This window comes from Leptospira levettii, from assembly GCF_002812085.1.
GTDB lineage: Bacteria > Spirochaetota > Leptospiria > Leptospirales > Leptospiraceae > Leptospira_A > Leptospira_A levettii.
Genome location: NZ_NPDM01000001.1, coordinates 1,280,891 through 1,306,459 on the forward strand (window position 1 = coordinate 1,280,891; position 25,569 = coordinate 1,306,459).

General features: G+C 37.6%; 27 protein-coding genes and 1 tRNA gene. 16 read left to right on the plus strand and 12 right to left on the minus strand.

Going from position 1 to position 25,569, the window contains the following annotated elements:
- Entirely contained in the window at positions 1 to 288 is a 288-nt protein-coding gene (locus CH354_RS06030; RefSeq protein WP_100725711.1) for an acylphosphatase, read from the minus strand.
- A 21-nt stretch (positions 289 to 309) separates the two neighbouring features.
- Positions 310 to 828 carry an RNA pyrophosphohydrolase gene (locus tag CH354_RS06035; protein ID WP_100728299.1) on the minus strand — a complete coding sequence of 173 codons (519 nt, stop codon included), beginning with the start codon at positions 826 to 828 and terminating at the stop codon, positions 310 to 312.
- 72 nt (positions 829 to 900) lie between these two features.
- On the opposite strand from CH354_RS06035, the gene sixA reads away from it, so the two are divergent.
- Together sixA and CH354_RS06045 are read left to right on the plus strand one after the other, a co-directional pair.
- A complete protein-coding gene (gene sixA / locus CH354_RS06040) occupies positions 901 to 1,395 on the plus strand; it encodes a phosphohistidine phosphatase SixA (RefSeq protein ID WP_100725965.1) in 495 nt (164 codons plus the stop codon).
- A gap of 64 nt (positions 1,396 to 1,459) precedes the next feature.
- Positions 1,460 to 1,531, plus strand: a tRNA-Pro gene (locus CH354_RS06045).
- Between the two features lie 89 nt (positions 1,532 to 1,620).
- Here CH354_RS06045 and CH354_RS06050 read toward each other — a convergent pair.
- On the minus strand, positions 1,621 to 1,911 hold the full coding sequence (locus CH354_RS06050; RefSeq protein ID WP_100725966.1) for an LIMLP_16025 family protein: 291 nt from the start codon (positions 1,909 to 1,911) through the stop codon (positions 1,621 to 1,623).
- A gap of 99 nt (positions 1,912 to 2,010) precedes the next feature.
- On the opposite strand from CH354_RS06050, the gene CH354_RS06055 reads away from it, so the two are divergent.
- On the plus strand, positions 2,011 to 3,051 hold the full coding sequence (locus CH354_RS06055) for an arylesterase (RefSeq protein WP_100725713.1): 1,041 nt from the start codon (positions 2,011 to 2,013) through the stop codon (positions 3,049 to 3,051).
- A gap of 115 nt (positions 3,052 to 3,166) precedes the next feature.
- Here CH354_RS06055 and CH354_RS06060 read toward each other — a convergent pair whose 3' ends face one another.
- Entirely contained in the window at positions 3,167 to 3,757 is a 591-nt protein-coding gene (locus tag CH354_RS06060) for a TetR/AcrR family transcriptional regulator (RefSeq protein ID WP_100725714.1), read from the minus strand.
- Between the two features lie 138 nt (positions 3,758 to 3,895).
- Between CH354_RS06060 and CH354_RS06065 the strand changes: the two genes are divergently transcribed.
- Entirely contained in the window at positions 3,896 to 4,645 is a 750-nt protein-coding gene (locus CH354_RS06065) for an SDR family oxidoreductase (RefSeq protein ID WP_100725967.1), read from the plus strand.
- On the opposite strand, the gene CH354_RS06070 is transcribed toward CH354_RS06065, so the two are convergent.
- A complete protein-coding gene (locus CH354_RS06070) occupies positions 4,613 to 5,113 on the minus strand; it encodes a crossover junction endodeoxyribonuclease RuvC (RefSeq protein ID WP_100725715.1) in 501 nt (166 codons plus the stop codon). The two genes, CH354_RS06065 and CH354_RS06070, sit on opposite strands and share 33 nt — an antisense overlap.
- Before the next feature lie 133 nt (positions 5,114 to 5,246).
- Here CH354_RS06070 and CH354_RS06075 point away from each other — a divergent pair, with 133 nt between their 5' ends.
- The 3 genes from CH354_RS06075 to CH354_RS06085 all read left to right on the plus strand — a co-directional run bounded on the left by CH354_RS06075 (position 5,247) and on the right by CH354_RS06085 (position 8,568).
- Positions 5,247 to 6,923 carry an acyl-CoA dehydrogenase family protein gene (locus CH354_RS06075; protein ID WP_100725716.1) on the plus strand — a complete coding sequence of 559 codons (1,677 nt, stop codon included), beginning with the start codon at positions 5,247 to 5,249 and terminating at the stop codon, positions 6,921 to 6,923.
- 209 nt (positions 6,924 to 7,132) lie between these two features.
- Positions 7,133 to 7,915, plus strand: coding sequence for a hypothetical protein (locus CH354_RS06080; protein WP_100725717.1), 783 nt, complete (start codon positions 7,133 to 7,135; stop codon positions 7,913 to 7,915).
- Between the two features lie 23 nt (positions 7,916 to 7,938).
- Positions 7,939 to 8,568 (plus strand): hypothetical protein, encoded by a 630-nt coding sequence (locus CH354_RS06085; RefSeq protein WP_238760134.1) that lies wholly within the window; start codon positions 7,939 to 7,941, stop codon positions 8,566 to 8,568.
- 62 nt (positions 8,569 to 8,630) lie between these two features.
- Here the strand turns inward: CH354_RS06085 and CH354_RS06090 are convergent, their stop codons facing one another.
- The 3 genes from CH354_RS06090 to CH354_RS06100 are packed head-to-tail and all read right to left on the minus strand — an operon-like array spanning position 8,631 to position 11,062.
- Positions 8,631 to 9,317: an START domain-containing protein gene (locus tag CH354_RS06090; RefSeq protein ID WP_100725719.1), complete on the minus strand. Its 687-nt coding sequence runs from the start codon at positions 9,315 to 9,317 to the stop codon at positions 8,631 to 8,633.
- Positions 9,318 to 9,319: 2 nt separating this feature from the next.
- Entirely contained in the window at positions 9,320 to 10,576 is a 1,257-nt protein-coding gene (locus CH354_RS06095) for a serine hydrolase domain-containing protein (RefSeq protein ID WP_100725720.1), read from the minus strand.
- A gap of 12 nt (positions 10,577 to 10,588) precedes the next feature.
- Entirely contained in the window at positions 10,589 to 11,062 is a 474-nt protein-coding gene (locus tag CH354_RS06100; RefSeq protein WP_100725721.1) for a TIGR04452 family lipoprotein, read from the minus strand.
- Positions 11,063 to 11,085: 23 nt separating this feature from the next.
- Here CH354_RS06100 and CH354_RS06105 point away from each other — a divergent pair, with 23 nt between their 5' ends.
- Positions 11,086 to 11,793 carry a class I SAM-dependent methyltransferase gene (locus CH354_RS06105; RefSeq protein ID WP_100725722.1) on the plus strand — a complete coding sequence of 236 codons (708 nt, stop codon included), beginning with the start codon at positions 11,086 to 11,088 and terminating at the stop codon, positions 11,791 to 11,793.
- A 5-nt stretch (positions 11,794 to 11,798) separates the two neighbouring features.
- Here CH354_RS06105 and CH354_RS06110 read toward each other — a convergent pair whose 3' ends face one another.
- Both CH354_RS06110 and CH354_RS06115 read right to left on the minus strand, forming a co-directional pair.
- Positions 11,799 to 14,486 (minus strand): Tim44 domain-containing protein, encoded by a 2,688-nt coding sequence (locus CH354_RS06110; RefSeq protein WP_100725723.1) that lies wholly within the window; start codon positions 14,484 to 14,486, stop codon positions 11,799 to 11,801.
- On the minus strand, positions 14,479 to 14,970 hold the full coding sequence (locus CH354_RS06115) for a tellurite resistance TerB family protein (RefSeq protein ID WP_420843820.1): 492 nt from the start codon (positions 14,968 to 14,970) through the stop codon (positions 14,479 to 14,481). The genes CH354_RS06110 and CH354_RS06115 overlap by 8 nt, the downstream gene beginning before the upstream one ends.
- Positions 14,971 to 15,090: 120 nt before the next feature.
- Between CH354_RS06115 and metG the strand changes: the two genes are divergently transcribed.
- Genes metG through CH354_RS06135 form a run of 4 tightly spaced genes read left to right on the plus strand, consistent with a single transcriptional unit; the run spans position 15,091 to position 19,397 of the window.
- Positions 15,091 to 17,136, plus strand: coding sequence for a methionine--tRNA ligase (gene metG, locus CH354_RS06120; RefSeq protein ID WP_100725725.1), 2,046 nt, complete (start codon positions 15,091 to 15,093; stop codon positions 17,134 to 17,136).
- Between the two features lie 4 nt (positions 17,137 to 17,140).
- The gene (locus tag CH354_RS06125) at positions 17,141 to 18,433 is read left to right on the plus strand and encodes an adenylate/guanylate cyclase domain-containing protein (protein WP_100725726.1); all 1,293 of its coding nucleotides are present in this window, start codon (positions 17,141 to 17,143) and stop codon (positions 18,431 to 18,433) included.
- A 2-nt stretch (positions 18,434 to 18,435) separates the two neighbouring features.
- A complete protein-coding gene (locus tag CH354_RS06130; RefSeq protein WP_100725727.1) occupies positions 18,436 to 19,038 on the plus strand; it encodes a phosphoribosyl-AMP cyclohydrolase in 603 nt (200 codons plus the stop codon).
- 2 nt (positions 19,039 to 19,040) lie between these two features.
- On the plus strand, positions 19,041 to 19,397 hold the full coding sequence (locus CH354_RS06135) for a rhodanese-like domain-containing protein (protein WP_100725728.1): 357 nt from the start codon (positions 19,041 to 19,043) through the stop codon (positions 19,395 to 19,397).
- A 60-nt stretch (positions 19,398 to 19,457) separates the two neighbouring features.
- Here CH354_RS06135 and CH354_RS06140 read toward each other — a convergent pair whose 3' ends face one another.
- A complete protein-coding gene (locus CH354_RS06140; protein WP_100725968.1) occupies positions 19,458 to 19,931 on the minus strand; it encodes a nuclear transport factor 2 family protein in 474 nt (157 codons plus the stop codon).
- A 51-nt stretch (positions 19,932 to 19,982) separates the two neighbouring features.
- Between CH354_RS06140 and CH354_RS06145 the strand changes: the two genes are divergently transcribed.
- Positions 19,983 to 20,504: an SRPBCC family protein gene (locus tag CH354_RS06145; protein WP_100725729.1), complete on the plus strand. Its 522-nt coding sequence runs from the start codon at positions 19,983 to 19,985 to the stop codon at positions 20,502 to 20,504.
- 12 nt (positions 20,505 to 20,516) lie between these two features.
- Here CH354_RS06145 and CH354_RS06150 read toward each other — a convergent pair whose 3' ends face one another.
- Positions 20,517 to 22,394, minus strand: coding sequence for an alpha/beta fold hydrolase (locus tag CH354_RS06150; protein WP_100725730.1), 1,878 nt, complete (start codon positions 22,392 to 22,394; stop codon positions 20,517 to 20,519).
- A gap of 91 nt (positions 22,395 to 22,485) precedes the next feature.
- On the opposite strand from CH354_RS06150, the gene thyX reads away from it, so the two are divergent.
- The 3 genes from thyX to CH354_RS06165 all read left to right on the plus strand — a co-directional run bounded on the left by thyX (position 22,486) and on the right by CH354_RS06165 (position 25,569).
- Positions 22,486 to 23,409 carry an FAD-dependent thymidylate synthase gene (gene thyX, locus CH354_RS06155; protein WP_100725731.1) on the plus strand — a complete coding sequence of 308 codons (924 nt, stop codon included), beginning with the start codon at positions 22,486 to 22,488 and terminating at the stop codon, positions 23,407 to 23,409.
- Positions 23,410 to 23,479: 70 nt separating this feature from the next.
- Entirely contained in the window at positions 23,480 to 24,175 is a 696-nt protein-coding gene (locus CH354_RS06160) for a FecR family protein (protein WP_207762630.1), read from the plus strand.
- On the plus strand, positions 24,172 to 25,569 hold the full coding sequence (locus CH354_RS06165) for a hypothetical protein (protein ID WP_100725733.1): 1,398 nt from the start codon (positions 24,172 to 24,174) through the stop codon (positions 25,567 to 25,569). Before CH354_RS06160 ends, CH354_RS06165 begins: the two co-directional genes overlap by 4 nt.

Genomic DNA, 25,569 nt, shown 5'->3' on the forward strand with positions numbered 1-25,569 from the left:
TTATTTCTTAATTAAAAAAGTTTTAAATTGGTTTTTGGGATCACTCCATTCTATGACATGATCCTTTACCTTTGCTTTTGTAGGTCCTCGTTGCATTGCTCGGTATAAATCTTCGATAAAAAGTTTATCACCTTCGACAACTGCTTCCACTTCCCCATTTGGTAAGTTTTGAGTGTAACCTTTGAGTCTCATTTCTTGGGCTTTTTGTAGGATATAATAACGAAATCCAACACCCTGTACGGTTCCCCGTATTAAAATTCTTGCTCTTGCTTCTTCTGATTTTCCCAAAGATTGTCTCCTTCAATTACCTTACTTGGATTTAACATTCTCTGCAATGTAATTTTGAATCGCAGATTTAAAAAGAGGAACAAACTTTTCATAAACAGGACGTTTAAAATCAACTACGGCTTCGATTGTATCCTCGATTTCCATATGGATTACAGTCAAAAACTCTTGTTCATGATGAACCAAATCACATTCTTCTAATTCCCCATCCCAAAAAAACAAAATCCATCGTTGTAATTGTCCACGAAACTTTTGCAAATGAGAATTGAGTCCTAAAGAGTTGGGAAAATCATATGGAATCCAATCAGGGTATTCAGTTACATAAATTGCTTTTTTGATTCCAAGCTCTTCATATAATTCACGTTTTGCGGCCTCTAAATAATCTTCTTCCTCATCGATTCCTCCTTGAGGAAATTGCCAAGAACCTGGAAATTGAATCCGTTCTCCCACAATTACTTTTCCCAAAGAATTAAATACTACCATTCCTACATTTTTTCGGTAGGGTTTGTTTGTCATATTTGTTAGAATGCGCCTTTCATCCATTTTCGCAAGAAATTCCTTAATTTTTTGTTTCTTGGGAAATCCTTAGTTTCAATCTTGGGATTAGGAGATAGTATGAAGATCATTTTGGTTCGTCACGGTGAGGCAGAAAACTCCACCCCTACCATTTCCGATTCACAACGAGAACTAACCGATAAAGGAAGAAGTGACATTCACAAAATCGGTAAATTTATTAAAAACTCATCTTTATCCGTTAAACAAGTCTATTATAGCCCTTATACCAGAACCAAACACACTGCCGAAATTCTTTCCGAAGAATTAAAATACAATGGTGAAATGGTTGCATCCGACGATTTAGCAGCCGGTAGAGGTTGCACTGATATTATATCTTGTTTGGTGAATTTTAGTAATTCCGACACTGTTTTGTTAGTTGGTCATAATCCAGATATCACTTACTTTGCAGCCAAATTACTTGGGAATTCTAGTGTAGCAGAAAATTTAGTTTTCCAACCTGGCTCAACAATCGCAATCAATGTAGCTCGAGAAAAATTTGACCACGGCCAAATCATTTGGGCGATTTCTCCCGATAATTTGGGTACTGAATCCTAACTTAAGTCTTCCGTTTGTAAGGCTTGACCAAGGGGATCTATTTAGGTTTTTGGATTTCATAACACGGGGTGTAGCGCAGCGGTAGCGCACTTGTCTGGGGGGCAAGGGGTCGCCGGTTCAAATCCGGTCACTCCGATGATTATTTTTTTGGTGCAAAAAACCCAGCAGGTTTGAGCACAAACCTGCCGGTAGAAAATTCAGGATGGTGAGATGAAAAAATAAAACTTAAGAAGGTTTGTGATCGTTTGTTTCTTTTACCTTGTCTAGATACTTCACAACATTGTCTTTGAGTTCTTCGAATCGAACAATTCCCCAAGCAACTCCCATTTTCACTTTTAGGGCTTTATCACTTGTGTCACTTTCCCCTTGTTCTTTCAATTTTTGAAAGTTGGTTTCGAATTGGCTTTTTTTCTCGTTAAGGTCCACAACGAGTTTCTCCCAAACTTCTTTGGAAGTTTTAACAGCACCAATTCCAGCGTTCACGATATCTTGTAGTTTGTTTTCCACGTTGCTCATCGGAGGGGACTCCTTCTGGATTCCATTATTTTGCACTGCACAATAATGTCGAGAAAGAAATTGATAGTGGAATCTGATTTCTTGCGGTAAACTACCCACATGCGTTTGACCCCTTTTCGGCACTTTTTCCTCATTTTTTCAATCTTGTTCTCCCTGTCTCATTGTGGAGGCCAATTCCAAGAAAAACCAATCGTTGGTTGTGAACGAATCACAGGTACACCAGGTCCAGAAGACTTCGATATCATCCGAGAATCCTCTACCGTCATTGTATCCTCTCACGAAAGGAGGAATGGATTAAAAGATATTGGTGCGCTGTTCGAAATTTCATTCTCGGATCCCAAACAGAAATTGTTAGCCAAAAAAGTAGAAACGAATTACCCAGAGAATTTCAGACCACATGGAATTAGTTATGCGAAAGTGAAAGGAGTGGATACACTTGCTGTCATTTCGCACACACTCCAAGACGATATCCCACATACAATTGAGATATTCGAACGTTCAAAAGCTGGCAAATGGACTCATACAAAAACATTAAGTGATCCATCTCTTACAAGTCCTAATGATTTATTTATGAATGAATCAGGTGAGATCTTTACATCCAATGACAATGGAACAAGCCAAACATTTCGTAAGTATTGGGATATGATCATTCGAAGTGGTCGAGCTGATGTATCCTATTATGATGGAAAAACTTTCCAATCCTTGGGAGTTCCTGTGATGTTAGGAAATGGAATATACATTCGAAAACAAGGTAAACAAGAGTTATTGTATCGATCTGTATTTTCAGAAAAAGTAATACGTGTTTACGAAGTAAATCGATTGGATAACAAAATTACTTTGAAGTTTTTAGAATCCATACCGGTTGGTGCAGGTCCTGATAATATTTTAGAAGATGATAATGGTATGTTATGGCTTGCAGCACATGAGTCCGCATACAAATTCATTCGCCATGTGATGAACCGTAACAATTTAGCTCCTACTCGTGTGTTTAAAATCAACCCAGAGACGAAAGAAGTCACTGAGGTTTATGCAAACGAAGGTTCGGAAATTTCTGCAGGAAGTACAGGTCTTCTATATAAAGACAAACTACTCATTTCACAAGTATTTGAAGATTTCCTTTTGGTTTGTCCAAAACCATAGAGAAATGAAAAAATCGCGAAGGCCATTCCATAAGAATGGCTAAATGAATGGATATGGTTTTCAAAGTTTAGATTTGGAAATAAAGATCACATCTATTTCGTGAGTTAATTTTATTTTAACCTAATCCTTTTAACACCGCTTCAATCGTATCTACCAATAAAGTTTCACGATTTATATCACAATGTTGTGCAACAAGTTTTGGGTGGGTAAAAGCCGTCCCAGCCGAAATCAAGATATCAGTTACCAATTTCACATCTCTCTTTTTGATTTTTTTTTGGTTTATCGCTTCTGTGACTAGTTTTGCCATTTGGCTTTGCATATTCGACAAGTGGGTTTGTATGAAGGGTTTTGCCTCTTCGGCTGCCATATCGAACGCTTTATACAATTCAGGATCCAGTTTTACTTTTTCCAATTTCATTCGGTGTAAATTGAGAAACCAAGTAAGGATCTTTTGGAGGGGATCCCTTTTTTCTGAAACAAGCAAATCTTGTTTCGCATCCAAATTCCTTAGCCATCGTTCCGAAACAGCATCAAAAAGTGCGGTTTTGTCTTGGAAATGGGAGTAGAGAGCCGCATGGCTAATCCCCATTTCTTTGGCTACATCCACCAATCGAACTTTTTCAAACCCTTTGGCCCGTATTTGGTCGATCGCAATTTCCACTGCCTTGTCTTTGATTTCCGTGGTCGTTAAACCGGTTCTTGGCATAAGGAGAGTTTCCAGAAAAAATCGGAAGGGTCAATCTCAAATTACAAAATGAAAAAAATGTCAGTTTACAAACTTACGGACTTGACTTTTTGTAACTTACAAAATATATTTAATGTAAGTAGTGGATGGTACGCAACAATGCAATTGAACGGAAATACAATCTTGATAACAGGTGGGACAAGTGGGATTGGGCTCGCACTCGCAAAACGATTCTCGGATTTGGGAAATCAAATCATCGTTTGTGGAACAAATGAAAAAAAATTAGAGGAGATCAAAAGATTTTTCCCGAATTGGGGCACATATTGTATCGATATTTCTCACCCTGAAGAAAGGAAAAGATTATTCAATGAAACAACGAAAGATTATCCAGAACTGAATGTTTTATTCAATAATGCAGGGATCCAAAGGTATCCAAAATTAAATGAAGAGGAACCATGGAGTCTTGTAGGCAAAGAAATTGATGTAAATTTAGGTGCACCAATTCATCTATCGATGTTGTTCGCTAAACACTTGTTTGGAAAGAAGAATGCGACTATATTAAATACAACTTCTGGTTTATCTCATATACCTTTAGCATATGCACCAATCTATAGTGCCACAAAAGCTGCATTACATTCTTTCACATTGACTTTACGATTTCAATTTCGTAACCAACCCATTGAAGTGATTGAAGTTTCTCCACCAATGGTAGATACAGATTTAGGAATCCCTAACACACATACGGCGGGACTTAATTTAGATGATTATGCAGATTCTGTGATCGAAGGATTAAAAAAAGGAGAACTCGAAATCACCACTGGTTTTTCAACTGTTACAGCAAATGCGAGTCGTGAACAAAAGAATGAAATCTTTTTATCAATGAATTTGGCTCGGAGTACTTCCAACTAAAGAACGACCCACAAAGGCACAAGCGATGGCGTCCCAAGAGTCGTCGTGGCCTTTTAGGTCTTTAAAACCCAAAATCATTTGGATCGCCGCCCGAACTTCTTTTTTGGTGGCGTTCCCTTTGGCAGAAATTCCCTTTTTGATTTGAGTGGCTGTGAGGGACACCATGGGAATTTGATTTTCACCTAAGGTGAGTAAAATCACACCTCTAGATTCTGAAACTTTCATTCCTGTTGTTGTATTTTGTACGAAAAACAGTTCTTCGACAGCTGCCCATTCAGGTTTGTGTTCGGCGAGTATGGCCTGAAGTTCCCTGCGGATTTGGAGTAAATTATCGGGAGAAGGGGTTTTGGGAGCCACTTCAATCGTTCCGTAGCCCAATAGTGATGGGTTACGGCGTTGTCCTTCAGGAAAGGACAAGATGGCATATCCCACTCGGTGGGACCCTGGATCAATTCCTATGATTTTCAATTATTTCTTTCCTAAACTCTATCCTCGGGACAGTTTTCTCCAACCCAAGCCAAAACCTAGTCTAAAAATGAAAATGACAGGGTACTTTCCTTCCGTATAGTGGAAGAAAACCACCCGCAGGAACGTTAAACACATGACCGCAACGGCAGTGAAACTCGAAAAATCCCAGGCGGAGAAGGCATTGAACGCCCAAGCCGCCCTCCTCAATGAAGTTACGAAACGACTCGCACAGAAAAATTCCGACAACGGTAAAGTTTCCATTAGCAAAATGGACAAAACGCAACATGTGTTTTACCAACTTGCTTGGATGACAGCACAACAACGTGTAGCTGAAAACTTCATCGTATATGCTTGGGATGCTTCCAAAGGAACTGGTGAATTGGAACAGAAAATGGCGCTCACATTTGTGGCGGAAACTGTTTCTAACATACGTTCTGAATTGGCAGCTCGACCTGCAGAATATGAATTAACCTATCAGGAATTATTCTCCAAATTGTTTTCCGATGAAATCAATACATTTGTTGAAGCTGCATCGAAAATGGAAAACTACGAAGCCATCGTGGATAAGATTGTTGATCTTGGACATTTTGGTGCTTACGGACTTTCAGAAGACCACGAAAACTTTCGTGGAATTTTCAAAGACTTTGCTGAAAACGTAGTGGTTCCTCACGCGGAACATGTTCACAGACATGATGATTTGATCCCACAAGAGATCATCAATGGATTAAAAGACATGGGTTGTTTTGGTCTTTGTATTCCAGAACAGTTTGGCGGAATCCAACCTGATGATCGTCCAGACAACATTTCGATGTTAGTGGTAACAGAAGAACTTTCTAGAGGATCACTCGGAGCAGCAGGTTCCCTCATCACTCGTCCTGAAATTATGTCCAAGGCTCTCCTCAAAGGGGGAACTGAAGAACAAAAAAACAAATGGTTACCACTTCTTGCATCTGGTGAAAAATTTGCCGGTATCATGGTAACAGAACCTAACTATGGTTCCGATGTTGCTGGAGTATCTGTTACTGCAAAAGAAGTAGAAGGTGGATTTGTCATCAATGGTGTGAAAACTTGGTGTACATTTGCAGGGTATGCAAACCTACTACTCATCCTTTGCCGCACAGAGTCTGATCCTAGTCTCAAACACAGAGGTCTCTCTATCCTACTTGCTGAAAAACCTTCTTTTGAAGGACATGAATTCAGTTACAAACAAGAAGGTGGTGGAACGATCCAAGGAAAAGCAATCGGAACAATTGGTTACCGAGGAATGCACTCTTACGAAGTATCTTTTGAAGACTACTTTGTTCCTAAAGAAAACCTACTTGGTGGTGATGCTGGTCGTGGAAAAGGATTTTACTTCCAAATGGAAGGGTTTGCTGGCGGAAGGATCCAAACTGCGGCTCGTGCCAATGGTGTGATGCAAGCAGCTCTTGAAGCAGCTCTTCGATATTCCCAAGAACGTAAAGTATTCGCAAAACCAATTTACGATTATACACTAACCAAGTTTAAAATCGCAAAGATGGCAATGATCACGCAAGCGACTCGCCAATACACAAACTATGTAGCAACGTTACTTGATGACCACAAAGGCCAAATGGAAGCAACACTAGTAAAATTGTATGCATCCAAAATTGCTGAGTGGGTAACTCGTGAAGCAATGCAAATTCATGGTGGTATGGGTTATGCGGAAGAATATCCAGTATCACGTTATTTTGTGGATGCTCGTGTGTTCTCAATCTTTGAAGGTGCGGAAGAAGTAATGGCCCTTCGCGTTGTAGCGAAAGACCTTCTTGACCAAGCTCTCGCTACGTAAAAAAACAATCTTCTTTACCGAAGGGAAATTCTATTCGGTAAAGAATCACTCAAACATTTGTCGAAATGTCATAAAACATACGACATCAATTGTTAAAAAGCCTGAACTTTCAGGCTTTTTTTATACCTATTGCAAAAACAAATCGGATAAAAAACTTTCTCTGATTTGAAAAGAAGTCTAAGGTATTACCAAAATCTTATTTCTGTTATATGAAGTTACATTTTGTATTTTATATCATCATTCTATTTGTTTTGAACGTAACGTGCAAAACACCAATGCCAGAACTCAGTTCGGAAGCAAAACTTTCGAAGAATAAATCAATTTCCATCCGCTGGACTACGACGGATCCCATTCTCGCAAAAGTATTTCCTGAAGTTTTTCCTGTTCCACCTGCAATTCTCATCGATGACCAAGTGAATGTTGCTGATTTAACGACTGTTCCACTGCCACCTCCTGATCCAAACCAGTTACCTAAAATCCCTCAAAAAAAACCTCATAATCCCAACGAGTTACCTAGATGGGATCGCGGATTTGAATTAACCAATATTGATAATTTAACACTTGTCATCCGTAATGAAAGCCAAAGGCCATTCAAAAGTATTGGGATAAGTTTATTAGCTCTTACAATGGTTTATTATGGTACTATGGAAACAGAAGCGGAGTTAGTATGGACTTCAGGTGAAACGAATTTATATCGTATTTCCTTTTTATCAACATATGAAACGATATGGGCACCTATGCCATTTTATATCGGTACAGGTTCTAGTGTCATCGCTCCCATGTTAAACTCAAATCGATATCCTTCCAATCTACAAAAATACTGTGTCCAAGAAAAACCTACCGAACTCCGCGAGTCTTTGGAACAAACTCATTCTGAAAATTGTAAAGAATATGAATTATTCTTACGGAGATTGTTTTTACAGAATTATGATGTGATTCATTTGCAACTGACAGAATGGGAAAAAAGAAACCAAGATTGGTTCCAACCATAATCGTTAATGTTCAACGGATTCAAATGAAACTTACAAAAATAGCAATCCTAACTTTTTTACTTAGTATTTTCTTCTTTCCGTTTCAATTCCTTGGTTCAGTTTCCATACCGAAAGAAAATTGGAATGTTGTTTTGTATGGAGGGATTTTTACAACAACAGATCTAATCCCAATTGTTTTTCGGCAAAAAACAGACTATAAAGAATCTTACATAGGTACAATCGGTGTGAGTCGGCCGTTGGATTATCGGATTCGCTGGTTTGATTTTTTATGGGAAACAAACATCACAAAACATTTTAATGGCATGAACCATTGGGAAACAAATACATTCTACATTGTCAAAATGAATCGTATCTACGACTCTCCCATAAGTATATCCTTGGGAGAAGGATTATCATTAGCATCTGAAAATCCAAAATTAGAGAATAAGGCAAAGGGATATTATTGGGAATCGGGTTTACAAAAGGATGCGATAGAATCCAGAGCACTACTCAATTATATGATGGTGGAAATCAGTACTTACCTACCCATTGAACGAAAGGCAGAATTATTTTTAAGGATTCACCATCGTTCTGGAGTATTTGGACTGTATTGTCCACCCGATCCAAACTGTGGTTCCAACTTTGTTTCGTATGGACTACGAACTGCTTTTTAACCTACGAATCCATTCATCAACCTTGGATTCGTAGGATACAATTTTTGTTGATTCTAAAAAAACTAATTCGATGGATTCGTGACTGTCGGTTCCTTAATCCAATCATATTTTGCTTCTTTGTGTTTTCCCTGTTCAACCAATGATTTTAGGTTTAATAGAGTTTCGTAGGGAGTGTCTGTTAGCACAAGGTTGATGACAGATTGTGGCACCGAACCACCTGGCTCAAAATGTGCTTGGTACTCAATTTTGAGTTTTCCATTTGCTAAAGGAGTGAGTTTCCAATACCCTTCAAACGCTGGCATCCGAGTAACACCAGAAGGTGCCGATTTAGCATTTGAATCCAATCGTTTCATTCTCATTGTCGTAGTGAGAGATTTATCATTTTGATCAAAACTACGATCCATAATGACATCTCGGTCATTGACAGGCCATGGGGCACCATTCCGTAAATAGACTGATGATTTTTTTTCGGATCCAGAAAGAACTGTTAGCTCTTTGCATTGGTGGTACAAGTTTTTACAAGATTGTGGATCCACAAGCAAGGCAATCACTTGAGATATCGAAGCATCAACTTCTGTTTTACCTAAGAACTCTTCGATATTGGAGCCAGCCACTGGCCTTGTTAAAACTTGGATTCCTTTTTTACGTTTTGATTCAGACCACTCTGGTGTTTGCGCCAAGAGTGGAATGAAATGAACGAATAGGAAACATCCTAGTAAGAATTTGAAAACTGTTTGTTTTTGGATCATGGTTACCTGCCTATTTGTGCGTGAATGATTGGTCTAACTGTTTCAGCAAAGAATAATGAGGTTGAAGAAGGTGGTAACAAACTCAATCCATTTTTTCTACCGATATTATTTACTGCTAAGATCGCCATGTAATTTCGATTTCGATCCAACCAAGGGTAAAAACCATTGATTCCTATACTATGGGAAATCAAGTCCTTGTCACATTCTGCGGGTACATCCGTAACCGTACAAAATCGCCAATTACCCAATCCATATTGCCATCGGTATCCAAAGGCAGAAAATTGAGAATATCCAATCTTTGCTCCATTGTATTGGTCAGATAAAATTTCTGTAACTGATGTTGTTGATAAAAAATTTGTAATATTTCCACCTGAGGAATTTTTAGCAGTTCCATTTGTCAAAAGTGCATTCAACATACGTGCATAATGTTCTGGAGAGATGGATAATCCATATGCTCCTGACAAACTTCCATCAGTATCGGTACCACCTCTAGAATTCCCTCTCCAAATTGCTTGGCTTGCATCCCAACCAAGAGGAGTTAGGATCAACTGAGTGTAAATTGTGTCCCAAGTTTTGTTACAAGCAACTTCTAACATACGTTGTGCGACTGCCATATGATTGGAATTGTATTGGTATAAGGCTCCAGGAGTTCCTGTCGATTGGTCTCGAATCTCGTTTACACAAGTATCTTTTTGGGTAGAAGTTGCGCCAACTGGTAGGGTAGAGATACATGTAGCTTGTCCAGATCCATTCCCACCTCCCGCATTCAATCCTGAGGTAAAGGAAAGTAATTGGCGTAAGGTGACGTTTGCATATGTCCCAGTCCAACCCAATACCTGTGCTGTTGTGCGAGATAAGGAGATTGCCCCTCCGACAGCTCCATTATTACATGTTCCCGTTGTTACTGTCCCGCATTGTGCATAAGTACCACTATTTGTGTTACAATCTATGACTCTCATTGCTGTAATTGCGGTGACCCACTTGGATCCAGAAGCAATTGGTTTATAAGTGCTATAATCGATTACAGATTGCCTTGCATAGATCCGAGATCCATTTTGATCAAACACTTGGAAACTTGCACCTTCATCAGTAGTTCTAGCGTATTGGTCAAAACAAGAATCCAAACTAAAACAAGATCCAAAAATTCCAGCGATTAAAGTTGCTTGTGTATCTTTGTCAGTTGAAACAGGCTTTTGGCATTGAAACAAAAACAAAGATAAACTTGTGAAGGCGATTCCAATTAATTTTTTTTGATTCATATTGATACCTCGTTAAAATGAAATCGGTTCGATTGTAATAATTTTTCCTGTTTTCTTTAAATCGCAGGATGCAAACTCAGGAAGTAAGTAAGCATCTCTTATGACTCCCCCAGCAGTTGTTAGGCCATCATAGATACTTCCTAAAACTAACGCACCTTTGGTTCGAATATCCGATTCACATTGGAGGACCGAAGATTCTAGAAATGACTCTTTATCTTCAATTTTGGAGATGTAAGAATACAAGATTTTTGCTAAGAATCCGTTGATGATGAGAAGAGGCGAAATGGGTCCCTGTCCACCTTTCATACCCGATTGGGCTAACCAAAAAGAGGATGCAGTTGATTCCGCTTCGAAAATTGCATCTGATATTCTTTTTTTGGCTTCAGAACCTTTTACGGCTCCATAAGTGGGAATACCAATCCCTTCTGTGAGCATACAATTTGTCAAAAAGACAAAGAAAAGAATGGAAAGAATGATTTGTTTCATAGAAAAGGGTACCTCATACCAAAATGAAAAGATGGGAACAAACTAACCTTCAGACTTTGGTTCGCATTCCGGAACCTGAACTCATGGTCGAACCAAATCAGGTAGATTCCTATGCGAATGCTGGATTTGAAACAGCGCATTCGATGATCATTAAACATTTTCAAAACAGACTTCCTCTTAAATTTTCGCCACGTTCGGTGTTAGATTTAGGATGTGGGCCTGGAGATATGTCATCTCGACTGTTCCCATTATTTCCAAATGCCAACTTCACTTACTTAGATGGTTCCAAATTAATGTTAAATTATTGTCAGAAGCGTCTTTTTGCGTTAATCGGTGAAAAAAGAAACAATAAATTATTTTTTAAAAACGAACTTATTCAAGACTTTGTTCCCGAATCCAGTTTTGAACTAGTGTTCTCAAACTCACTTCTCCATCACATTCACAATCCTTTTGAGTTTTGGTCTGCAATCCAGAGGTCAATTGAGGACGATAGTTTTATCTTTGTTTGTGACTTGTTACGTCCCAGCTCCATATCAGAAGCATACCAACTAGTTGAGCGTTATGCGAAAGATGAACCAGAAGTTTTAAAAACAGAATTTCTAAATAGTTTGTTTGCTGCCTTTCGTATTGAAGAAGTAACTGATATGCTTGTTTCCATTCGAATGAGCCATAAGTTAAATGTAGAAATGATATCAGATAGACATTGGATTTGTTATTCAAAACCAAAATGACTTTTTCAAAGCGAGATCTGTTCAGTGGAATCAAATAACCAATCATTCACTTTCTCAGGAATGGTTTCTTTGCAATAAGAACACACACTAGAATCAATTTCAGGCAATGGTGCTCCACAGTGATGGCAGGATTCCTCAGAAAATCCAAGTGTTTTTGTCCTCTCAGTGAGTAAAACCAAATGGAGCTTTGAACGTCGGTGTTCTGGGATTAATCCTTTTTTTCTTGAGCCACTCCAGCGTATTTCACAAGTCATTTTTTGAGGTTTGGAATTTAAATCCAAATGAACCAAATGGCAAGATCCAATCACAGGAGAGTGAATTGGTGATTTTCCAGGACCTGCCAATTGTTTGTAAGATTCATCTAATGAATCTCTCTTTAAAAACTCGCTATTTGGAAATGATTGGTAGTGTATGTATTTCCAAAAAACAGCACTGGCTCTATCTTCTAATAACTGTTTTGCGAATCCATTCTGTAATTCCATTCCATTTTTAGATTTTAATTCGTCCCATTCTACCAATTGAGTAATTTCAGTTAAAACCCAATCTGCTTCGCCAGAATTGTAAATACCTCCACAGTATTCACACTTATTTGTAGCATGGGAAAACTTTGCAGTCGCTCCACAACTAGGACATAAATTATGGATTAAATCAATATTTGGTTTTGTTTGAGTCGTTATCTTTCTTGTATAAGAGTGAATTTCTTCATAAAAACTGTATGTTTCATTGTTCAATTGGTTTTGAATTTCTAACTCAGATGTTTGTTTTGGAAAGGTTTTATCTTTCGTTTTGCATTTTATTTTTAGATGTAATGTTAAATATTCAGACTCCATCGACATTCCAATGATCCCAAGGGAAACTACGCTGAATCCTTTCATACGATTGATTTCTCCATCAATCATATTCATCAATTGAAGTTGGATGGAAAATCTTTGGAAAACAGATGCAGAAAGAAAATTCCTTACAGATTCCATATCTCCTTTGTCCCAGGCAAAAACAGTTTTTTCTGTAATCAAAATCACCTTTTTTTTAAAAAGTTCCATGTCAAAATAGGGATCAATTTTTTGAATCTGTAAGAGGTGAAACTTCTCATTTTGTTTTTTCTCTCTTTGGCTTTTCCTTCGATTGAGATATAAAAATCCGAAAGTAATAAATCCTAAAAAGAAGATACCCAGAAGTACCAAATGTCCCATATGATTCCCAGAACCTGGTGAGTGGAGAAAAGCATTCAATACTGCATAAAATATGAGAATTGGATTATAATAGAATTGTTTATTAGTCTCTTGGAGTCTTATGTAAACTTTGTATTGATTCGGAATCGGATGATTCCAATCAATTGAAAAACCATCTGATTCCCATTTTGGTTCAATGGGTACAATCCAAGATGATTGGTCAAAAACATCTGAGCAATATTCACAATCAGATACAATCATTTCAATCTGACTTGTGTTTCGGTCTAGTTTTGTTTCGCTTAACAAACGTAAGTGAAATGACTTTAATTCCAGATTTTCCCGATTTTCTAAATTCGTAATACGTATCCAATGTTCTAAACCTTTGTTTTGGCGATTCGAAGTTTCACCCAAGGTAGAAAATGAAAAATCATATTGTGTAAGATTGTTTGCGATAGTGATCCCTTCTGAAATACTTACGGAAAATAGATGCCAGAAATATGTGGATATTCCTTTAAATCCGTAAGATATTTGAAAGGCAGGTGTCCAAAAATGATTCCAAAATGATTCGCCATATTCGCGAAATCGATGTAATCCCAACTGTAATTGTAAGGAATTTTGGTTTAGATTGTCCTTCGGTATTAAAATTCTGGATTGGTAATGATGGGATCCATTTTCATTCAAAGTGACAGTTTCTTCTAAAGTATAATCTATCTTCTGCGAATTTGGTGTTTGGATTTCCTTTTGTGGCTCACTCTTCCTTTCAGACAATTGTGGTATGTCGATTACATAGAATGTATTTAATTCTAAATTTTTCCAAGAGTCATTTTGGATATGAAACTCTTCTAAACGAACAGGAATCTCAAAACGTTCGTATTCTAAAAGTGATTCATTAAAGACTTCATTTTGTATCTTTAAATTTTTAGAAAAGGAATTGGGATCCCATTTTAAGTCAAATTGAATTGGTTGCGAAGAGAGATTTGTTTTTGCGAATTTCCAATTGATAAGAGACAAATTTCCCATCGATATAGTTGCGTCTTTGATTTGGTAATGAATGGAAATATCCATTTCAGGATTTTGTTCGTTGTTTTGCCAAAAAATTGTAATAATACCAGAGTTATGCGAAGGATAAACTGTTTCTGGAAATACTTCTAAATATGTTATTTCCGCATCTTTTTTGATTAAAAAGGAAGGCCTTTTGATCCCAATTTTGGATTGGTCCTTTTTGATTCGAAAGGATTCATTTACATCCGCACTTCCATCTGCATGAAAGTGAATTGAAATTTTATGATTTGAAGATTCAAAATACGAAGTTGGTTCTGGCCCACTGGAAGAAGTATAGGAATTGTTTGTATGATTTGATTTTGATGAGGAAGAACTGGAGTTATAAGAAGGTTTATAACTCGAATAGGACGATCGACTACTACTCGAATTTGAGGATCGGTATGAATTTCCCATCCCTGGTCTTGCATCGAAGGATGGAATCCAAAAAACAGAGAGGGAAAGTATCGTAATGAACTTAAGCAAGGTATTTTTTTTCGACTCTCACTTTATCCATTGAACTAATTTTAAATTCTTTCGCTAAGTCTTCTAAGAATTGGATTTCTGCTTGGTTTAGTGAACCATCAGAAGCCACAATACATACTGCATCTTCAAAAAAATTAAGAGCGTATTCATCACTGTCAGCGACTACCTTTGAAATGGTTTTCATCGGAAGAGGGTTTTCAAATGTTTTGGAAAGAATCTCTAATACTTGTTTTTTCTGTGATTGAAATCCGCTGAGTAAACAATCGGGTTCAAACAGTACATTCACAAGTTCACCAACGATTTCCCCTTCCTTTTTTTTGAACTGGCCATCCGCATTACAGGCGTAGGACCACAAACTCAAAAGTACTTTTGCATATTCTATGTGTAGGTCACTTTCAATATCGAGGGTTTTGTGGATGGATTCAGGGTGAATCTTTTTATTGCCCTTGACTTGTTTCAAATTTTGAACGATTTTCTTAGCCATAACAAACAGGAAGTTTATTGTGAATCTCCCTTCCTTCAACTTCATTTTTTTCCGCTTTTCTTGATTTTTCTCAAAAATAGGCTGAATTGGAAAATCCCGTTTGGAAACTGGAATTAATCTATGTCGAAACACATTTTAGTTACAAGTGCTTTGCCTTATGCAAACGGCTCTATCCACCTAGGTCATATATTAGAAGCAGTCCAAACAGACATTTGGGTGCGATTCCAAAAGTTGATTGGAAATGAATGTTATTTTTTCTGCGCAGATGATACACATGGAACTCCCATCATGATTGCTGCTAAAAAAGCAGGAAAAACCCCTGAGTCCATGATTGAAGAAGTACAGAAGGAACACTATAAAGATCTCACTTCCTTTGGGGTAGAGTATGATAATTATTACACTACCAATTCTGAGGAAAACCGAAAGTTCTCAGAATCGATTTATTTAACCCTCAAAAAAAATGGACATATTGTTGCTAGGAACATCGAACAGTCGTATTGCGAACATGACAAAATGTTTTTACCAGACCGTTTCATAAAAGGGACTTGTCCAAAATGTGGGTCAAAAGACCAATATGGGGATTCTTGTGAAGTTTGTGGAACCAGTTACTCACCAAAAGACTTAAAAGATTCCTATTGTTCCATTTGTGGAACCACTCCCGTCTTAAAAGAATCAAAACATTTGTTTTTTAAATTACAAGACTTCCAAAACCAATTAAAAACTTGGATGGAAGAAGGGAACCGTTTGAACGAAGGTGCCCAAAAGAAATTACAAGAATGGTTTACATCTGGGTTACAAGAGTGGGATATCAGCCGTGATGGTCCTTACTTTGGTTTTGCGATCCCAGAAGAAGAAAACAAATACTTTTATGTTTGGTTAGATGCGCCTATTGGATATATGGCTTCCTCTTTAAATCACCTAAAGGATGAGAAAAAATTCAATGAATTTTGGAAAGATGGAAAAGGGGAGATTGTCCATTTTATAGGAAAAGATATTTTGTATTTCCATGGACTCTTTTGGCCAGCGATGCTTATGGGATCTGGTTACAAAGCTCCGAATCAATTGAATGTACATGGATTCTTAACTGTGAATGGAGAAAAGATGTCCAAGTCTCGAGGAACGTTTATCAATGCTTCCACGTTTGCCAAACATTTGGATATTGAACATTTCCGTTTTTATATGGCATGTCGACTTGGATCTGGTATGGAAGATGTCGACATCTCCTTTGATGATTTTGTATCCCGTGTGAATTCCGACCTAATTGGAAATTTAGTAAACTTGGTATCAAGAGTTTCTACATCAATTTTAGACAAAATGGATCGTAAACTTGGAAGTTTATCAGTCGAAGGAAAATCCTTAGTTTCTGAATTACTGAGTAAGGAAACTGAAATCAGGGATGCCTACGAATCACGTAACTACTCTAAGGTGATGCGTGAAATCACAGGTCTTGGTGATAAAGTTAATAAATATGTGAATGACTATGCACCTTGGAACCTAATCAAAACAGATGTAGAAAAAGCAAGGGAAGTTGTCACTACCTCTCTCAATTGTGCTAAAATCCTTTTTACCTATTTGGCTCCTGTGACTCCCAAAATTGCCTTAGCAATCAAGGAATTATTCCAAGTTCCAGATTTAAATTTTTTAAATCTGTCGGAAACCATTGAAAACAAAACTCTTGGTCCTTACCAAATGTTATCGAAACGAGTTGAGGAAAAAAATATTTCACTTATGATCTCAGAAACAAAAGAAGCCTTTGAAAAATCAAATCCTAGTCCATCAAAACTGGAACCAAATAAGTCCAATACAAACGAAACAAAAGTAAATACAGTTTCCGAAGATGGATTTATTACCATCGACGAATTGTCCAAAGTGGAACTACGTGTGGGCCTTATCAAAGAAGCAAATCCTGTTGATGGAGCCGATAAACTTTTGTTTGTAAAAGTAGATTTAGGAGAAAAAGGGATCAAAAACGTATTTGCAGGAATCAAAGCAAGTTATACAGCCGAAGAGTTAGTTGGTAAAAAAGTAGTCGTTGTTGCTAATTTAAAACCACGCCAAATGAAATTTGGATTATCGGAGGCGATGTTACTTGCATCAGGTAAAGAGAAAACATTATCTTTATTTGTTCCGGATCGTGATGCAAATCCTGGTGATCTTTTGAAATAGAAAAATGCCAACAAAGTCAGAACAAATATTAAGGGAAAAAGAAATCCAAGGGATTAAATTCAGTCTCTATGGAAAAATGATTATCTTCAGTCTCCTTACTGTTGGTACATTCTTTGTTGCTCAATCTCTCTCCGAATTATTTACGATTACATTAATTTCTGTAGGGCTTAATGTAGTTTTGTATATACTTTCAAAATTTTTAAAGAAAGGTAAATTTGTTTCATTTGTTGGTTTGTTTTGTGTTGTGATCGATTTGGTAATCATCACAATTTTACCATTTATTTGGTACAACGCTGTGGGTGGGGAGTCTCAAGTTCCAAGAACCTATCTCATTAAAACCTATGTCCATTTTATCATTGCAGGAACACTAATCATCAATGCTTTTAGTATCCAACCCATATATCCAATGTTATATGCATTGGGAGTTGTGATAAGCCAAGCCGGGATTTTAGTGTATGCTCAACAGGACCCTAGGTTTATCAGTACAGAAAGTTTTAAGGAAGCTTTCCTTGGACCAGCTGCTCATGTGAATAACTATATCATGTCCATGGGAATTATTGGAATTCTGGGATTCTTTTTGGCATACCTTACTTATCGTGTTAGGCGAACAGTACTATCTGCGGTTACAAATGAAGTAAAAATGACACAACTCACTCGTTATTTTTCTCCCAATGTGGTAGCAGAATTAGACCAGGCAGGGGACGAATTTTTCAAACCTGGTGGAAAGGAATCCACTGTTGCTGTTTTATTTTGTGATATTGCCAATTTTACTCAAATTTCAGAAACATTGGGTCCTGAAAAAACCATGTCACTTTTATCCGAATACCATAGTTTTATGTTGGAGATTGTGTTCCAAAATCATGGAACCCTAGATAAATTCATTGGTGATGGGATGATGGTTACTTTTGGAACTCCGATTCCTTCCAATGAAGATGCAACCAACTCAATAAAAGCTGGAATCGCCATGATACAAGCATTAGCTGTCTGGAATCAAAAAAGAGAATCCAATGGAGAAAAACCAATCTCAATTCGAATTGGGATTCACTATGGTCTCGTGATTGTTGGAAATGTTGGAGTTGAAAAACGACTAGAATATACAGTGATCGGTGACACAGTCAATGCCGCAAGTCGACTAGAAGCTTTAGGTAAGGAACTAAAACGTAATTTTTTAATCTCTCGAGAATTATATGACCATACATCTTTAGAATTCAGACAGACATTGAAAATTAAAACAATGGGTACACTTTCATTACGTGGTAAGTCAAAAACTACCGAAATCCTAGCAATTGAGGTTTAAACATGATCCAAATTCCAAGTGATAAAGATATTGTGATCCTGACAAAATCTAAGTTTTTATCCCACGATGTTTCGGTAAAAGTTTTGAATACACAACAAACTATCTCTATGATCCAAGATTTTGATTTCGAAAACAATCAATTGTTTGTTGATTGTGATGAAGATTGTTTTTTAGAAATTGTACCCACCATAAAATTGTCCACCAAGCAATTGTTATGGGAAAATGGTAAATTATTACTCAGTCAGAATGAATTGGATACAATCTTAAACGCAATGCCATCCCTCTCTCCTTTTTTAGCCCAAGATATGACAGGAAAAGATTTGATGTTGGCTTGGGGCAAAACTGAAAGTTTGGTGAGTGCAATTGAATCAGGTTTTGGTACTTATTTTAGTCGTTCGCGGAATGGAAAATGGGTAAAAGGGGAAGAGTCAGGTCATTTACAAAACCTCAAACAGATTTACCTTCATTCAAATCCTTTTTTTGTGCAGTATATCGCCGATCAAGTGGGTGCAGCATGCCATACAGGTTATTATTCTTGTTTTTTTAGAGAACTTGGTCAGAATGAATCAGTCTCATTCGTCTATTCTAATAAAGTAGGAGAGTAATTTTGAATCGAATGATCCTCATTGTTATCGTAACCGTCGCTGTTTTATTCATCATTTTCCAATTGAAGAATGCTTCTGGAATGAACCAATCACAACTCAAAGAAAAAATTGATGCTGGTGCTCTAGTCGTCGACGTGAGAACTGTCGCTGAATTTAATTCCGGCCATTTCCCTACTGCGAAAAATATTCCAATTGATGAAGTATCCAAACGAGTCGATGAATTCGGTGATAAAAATCAAACTATTATCGTTTATTGTGCGTCAGGTGGTAGAAGTGGAAGTGCCAAATCCTTTTTAGAATCAATTGGATACAAACAAGTCATCAATGCTGGTGGTTTGTCGAATATGCCAAATCCTTAATTGGATCTGGCATCCTTTCCATTTTCTCTAGTTTTTTTTGTGAGATTTTTGAGAATAACACTACATACGTTTTCGTTTCATATAGAGTTGTAAACCAGTCACTGCTTCTTTTTTCACTTTGTTTCCAAGTGCTGGCCACCAACCGAGTAAATACCCAACGGGTCCCATCGCCATTCCTAACCACTTCCACATAGAAAATTGGTCTTTGTGTTGTATGATCTTACCATCTTTAAAGGTAAATTTTGCTTGGATTTTGTTTTGAACGAGTCGACCTGTTTTGCTAAAACTATAATCAGCTTCCCAATTCGCAGAACCTTCTGTATCATTTGCTTTGATATTTGAGAATCGAATGGTTAAATTTTGACTTTTTTCGAGTAACATGAGCCACATGGCCCCTGCTTCTTTACCCGATAATTTTCCAAAAGCAGGGTCTTCAAATTGAATCTCTGGATGGTAAAGGGACACCATGGTCTGTCCATCTTTGTTTTGGAAGGCAGTATAAAACTTTTGGATTAACTCTTCATTTGCGTTCATTGTGGAAAAGATTATGATTGATTTGAATGCCACATAGCAAGAAAAAAAGTCATGAAACGGATTCTTCTTTTTGCATTTGGAACAAGTTTTTTGCTCATTGGGCTCGTTGTTTTATTCCTTGCTGTTGGATATTTCCAAGAACCAAAATTTCACAAAGAAACAAGTGAGTGGTTGAAAGCGGAACCAGAGGACATTTGGAATTATATTACCGATATCAAAGACCTTCCCAATCGCAGAAAGGAAGTTGTGGCGGTCAAAATATTGGAATCAAAACCAGACGGTACTCCCACAAAATGGTTAGAAACACCAGATATGGGTGGGTACATGATTTTTGAACTCAAAGAAGTGATCCCAAATCGTAGGTGGAAGATTGAGCTAACGGATGCTAGTTTTAAGATGCGAGGATCGTGGACTTATCTATTAGAACCCAAAATTCCTGGAACTCTTGTGACAGTGATTGAAGATTCTGAAATCACAAGTGTTCCTGTTAGAGGTGCTTATGTACTAGCTGGTCGTGACGCTACCTTATTAAAAGAAATGGAGCTGATCCGAAATCGATTTAGCGGACGTTAGGGGAAACAAAGATTATTTTAATCCTTGGATCCATTCATCCATCCCTTGGCATATTTTTCTTACGGTTTCCCCATGAAAAATGATACCAAGGTGACCCTGCTCATAATAAGTTGTCACCTTATTTTCTGATTTGAGATCTTTGAGTTCTGTTAAACTTTCTTCTGGTACAATTTTATCAACAGTTCCTACCACACTATAAATTGGCATTGTGAAATTGTTTAGAAAATTTTCCGTGTAATTGATTCGACCATCATTGGACCAGAAACTTTGTTCATTCGAGATTTGGCTTTGAAAAAATTGCATGATCACAGATACTGATTCTTCGCAAAACACGTCTTCCATTAGAAAGTACCATTCAGGCGGAGTAATTTCTTTATATCCCACAAAGTCTTTGATTGTTAATACTTTTGTTCCAATATTATAACTAAAACTACGTAAACTGGAATGTAGATTTAAAATCAGTTTAAAGAATTTTTTCAAATCGATGGTTTGGATTGTTGCTTGCATGGAAAAACTAGCCATACTTAGAATCATATCCGAAATCATTTTATGAGGGAGCATACTAAACCCACGTTTCAAAGTATCCAATCCAATAAAATTGGATTTTAAACTAATATAGTTGGGCGAAGTAATCGAAACTATTCCCGCGATGTATTCTTCTGGTTGAGGTAAATTGAACTCTTCTTTGAGTTCTTTGATTTTTTCATAGGAAGAAACGTAAAACCTTGGGATCATTCCTCCCATACTGTGTCCAACAACGACAGTCCTTTCACTTGGATAATGCCAACGAATCCATCGTAATACTTCCGGAAAATCGTCTTGGATGTAATTGTCTACGGTCCATCCTTCTTTTTTCCCGTGTTTTGGCATGGTTTGCCGTGATCTTCCTCTCATATCCATCAGGAAAACTCGGTATCCATACTTTAAGGCTAACTCTTTTGCAAGTTTATCCATAACGGATCGCCTACAAAAAAATCCTGGAATCAAAAGTAAATTTTTTCCTGTATTGTTTAATTTTTCTGGAGTAAAACTTTTTAAGGATACCGCATAACCATCTGTAGTCGGAATAATAAAAGAAGCATCCATCCTATATTCAATATTATACTGATGGGATTTGAATATAATCGAAGTGACTGGTTCTTTTTGATCTTTCGTTGTTGTATAAAAAAGATTTCTAGAGTTAGAAACTGTATCAGCTTTTTCGATATTTTTTTGGGCGATGTAATGGTCGTTTCCAGATTCCATTTCCTTTGCCACAACAAACTCAATTACATCAAAAAGGGAATACAGTTGTAAAGTAAGAGGTCTGATTTGTTCTTCGGCAATTGGATCTTTTGTGATCCCCCAGAGTATACCAATCGGATTTTCATTCACAAAAAGTGGAATCCCAATGGCATGGTTCATGGTTTCAGAAAGAAGGACCTTTTTTTCAGGATGGATTTCTTCTTCTTTGAGGTTGACAAAGGTAACTTCAGGACGAAGTCCTTTATTAAAATCAATAATTGCTTTTCGGATAAAACGAGCGGATTCGTTCCTTGGGTCAGCCAAATGAATGGGTCTCGATTTTTTGATGTATTCTTCGATACCTGGAATTTTCCTTCGTTCTGCAATTTCTTTTAATTTGAAGTGAGTCGCAGTGGCGACAATTTTCATCTCGTCTTGGTCGATGACTTCAAAAATGGAAAAATTAAAGATTGGATCATCGTTAAAATCAACGAGGGATACCATTTTATTGGTGAAGGATTGCCAAATATTTTCCAAAAATTGGAAGGTTGTTTTTGGCACCGGAAAAATGTAAATTTTGTCCGGGCTAACCATGAGATTTTTGTTACTTTCTCTGGAGGAAATTTTGATCAAACGATCTTCCAACGTATTTTCTTCAAGTGCCATTTAGCATCCTTTCTATTTATGTGCCTGTGCGGTACGCTATAACTCTATTTTCGACTTTTCATATGCCTGTGAACTAAAAAATAAAGCTAATATGCAACAATCTGATTTCGAATCCATTTCAAGAGTATCCGTTCCCGATTTAGACTCCATTTTAGGAAAACCATTCCCAATTTTGGATGATGGATTTGTCAGACTCGTTGATTATATGGGTTCAGATGAATCCATCGTTCAGGCAGCACGCGTTTCGTACGGAAAAGGAACAAAAAAGGTAAATGAAGACCGTGGGCTCATTCGGTATTTAATGCGCCACCGTCACAGCACTCCATTTGAAATGTGCGAACTCAAGCTACATGTCAGAGTGCCCATGGACACCTGGCGCCAATGGATTCGCCATCGAATGGCAAATGTCAATGAATACTCTACGCGTTATTCCGTAGCCATCGATTCAGCACAAACAACTTTGCCTGGCGAATGGAGAGTACAATCCATTGGTAATAAACAAGGAAGTGATGGATTTTTAGAATTATCCAAAGGTGACCACCTAACAAAAAGAGAAACGGAATTCCAAAAGTTTGCCAATGATATTTACAATGAAAGATTAGAATTAGGTGTCGCACGGGAACAAGCAAGAAAAGACCTTCCACTCGCAACTTATACAGAAGCATATTGGAAAATTGACCTACATAATTTACTACATTTTTTAGCCCTTCGAATGGATGACCATGCCCAACTAGAAATTCGGTTATTTGCAAAAACCATCGGCGAACAAATTGTTCAAAAATGGGTGCCACATACTTGGGAAGCCTTTGTGGATTATCGATTGAGTGCCCTACATTTGACAAAATATGATACGGAGATCATTGCCGCTCTAAACCGTTCAGGAAAAGAAGGAGCCCGTAAAAAGGCGATCGAACTAGGAATGTTAGACGAACAAGGTTCTACCGCTAAAAAAAGCCGTGAACGTGAGGAATTAGAGTACAAATTATCACAATTGGGATTTGCCATCCCTTGGTAATCAGATTCGAAATCCGATAATTTTGAGAATATGATTGATAATTTATTTCTAGGTGTTTGTTAGAGTGATTATGAGCCTCAAAATCTCCCTAACATTCCTCTTTTTCCTCCTAACATCGATTTCCCTTTCTGCTGAGGAGTTTGCTGTTGCAACCTTTACTCGTGGGAAGGTAAGTTTTTTACCTGCCTCCGACACATCGAAACTTTGGAAAACTCTGAAAGTAAACGACGTTTTAAGACCTGGAGATCGAATCAAAACTGGTAATGGATCAAAAGTGGACTTTTTGTACCAAGAAACAGAAATTAGAATCCAACCTAACACGGATTTTACACTAAAAGATTGGAACTCTGAGAAAAAAGTTGCTAAGGCTTTTGTCCAAAATGGTGCCGCATGGTTTCGAGTGAATGGTTTCAAAAAAGGAAGTTTTGAAGTTTCTACGCCAACAACAACAGCAGGAGTTCGAGGAACCGCGTTTGGAGTGTTTTTCGAAGAGAAAGAGAAAAAGGGTTATACTTGTGTTTGCGAAGGCCAAGTGAATATCAATGGAATCGACTTTGTAAAAGGATCTGGTGGTGCTAAAAAAGAAGGTGCTAGTGAGCTTGAAAAAAATGAGTATAAAGAGATGATCACAAAAGAAGGAGCAACCTTAGTACTCAAAGAAAAACGAAAACAAATGCCAATGTTAAATCGTTGTCTTCCTTGCCACAAACCAATTGGTTGGGAAGATCAAAGTTTTACTCCGGATGAAACCTACGGCAAAAAGTGAAATTTTTTTCTAGGATTGTAATTGTATTTTCCTTCTTCATTTATCCCGTATTAGGTGAAGAAGTTGTAACAACTAAAAAGGAAGAACCTGATGGTTACTATGGTTTAAAACTAGGAGCCATCATCACACCTACCGCATCGATTCGCATCCGCGACAAAGCATCAGGAGCAAATGAACTTTCACCTTCGGATAAATCAGGATTTTCTATGCCATGGACGATGTTTTCGATTTCCAAAGAATGGGAAGATTTGGGAATCAAAGCAGAGTTTTGGGGCGAAATTTTAAGAAACGATTCACTTACAAATGATACATCCGTCGGAACGGGAAACAAATCGAATCCATATGTATTTTTAGTTAGGCGAGCAAATCTCGCAAAAACGTTTGAACTTGGAACAACAAAACACCAAATCCAATTTGGAATGTTTGAACTACCACACATGTTTTCGGTTTGGTCAGGAAATTATGATTGGCGGTATTTTGATAAATCACCTTTGGAATCTCTTGGTTTCGCAAAAGACCCTGTTGATTTAGGAATCAATTATATCGGAAAATGGAGATCATTTACCTTGCAGACTGCTGTTGTCAATGGAGATGGTTACCGTGAAGTCCAAAACACTACCAATACTGGTTATGATGTTATAGGAAAAATAGGTTGGGATCCTTCCTGGACTGAAAATTTAAAAACAGGTATCCACCTGCTAGGTCGAGCATCGAATGCATTTGGTTATGCGAGTGATGAATGTAGGGAAGGAAGGACCAAATGCCTTTTAGATGATGGAAATCCAAATACAAAACGACAAGGACCTGTTTCCTTAAACCAAGAACAAGTCATCGCAATAGAATCCCATCTCCTTTGGAAGGATACCATTAATATGGGACTGGGTGGGATGTTCAAAAAACATTTAGGTGGAAAGATTGTTGATCGTATGGCTCCCTACCAACAAGGAACGATCATTCCCGAATCAACAGGAAGAGGAGCTTACCTATGGTTAGGGATCGGCAATGGAACCCTTCGGTTGGTAACGCGGGGTGAGATTGCAACTGGAGGTCCAAACCCTGGACTTAGGACAACAGAAACCGTAGAACGAGAACCTTGGGTGAGGTTCCAACCTGGTAGCACTGAACCAAGGTATTCCGACCAGTCCTACTATATTAGCAAACAAATCTTTGGAGAATGGTTATTTTCCCCATCAACTCGGTTTGCGATCGGGTATATGGAAGTCCGATCGTATGATACAAAAGGGGAACCCAATAAATGGTATGTAGACAGTACCGGGGAATCATCAAATCGTGTCGAATATATAGGACAGTTTTCAAAACCAACAACGTTTCCAATATCAGAATATGGTAGATTGGATCGTAACATTGTGTTGAAAGCGACAACTTCGTTCTAA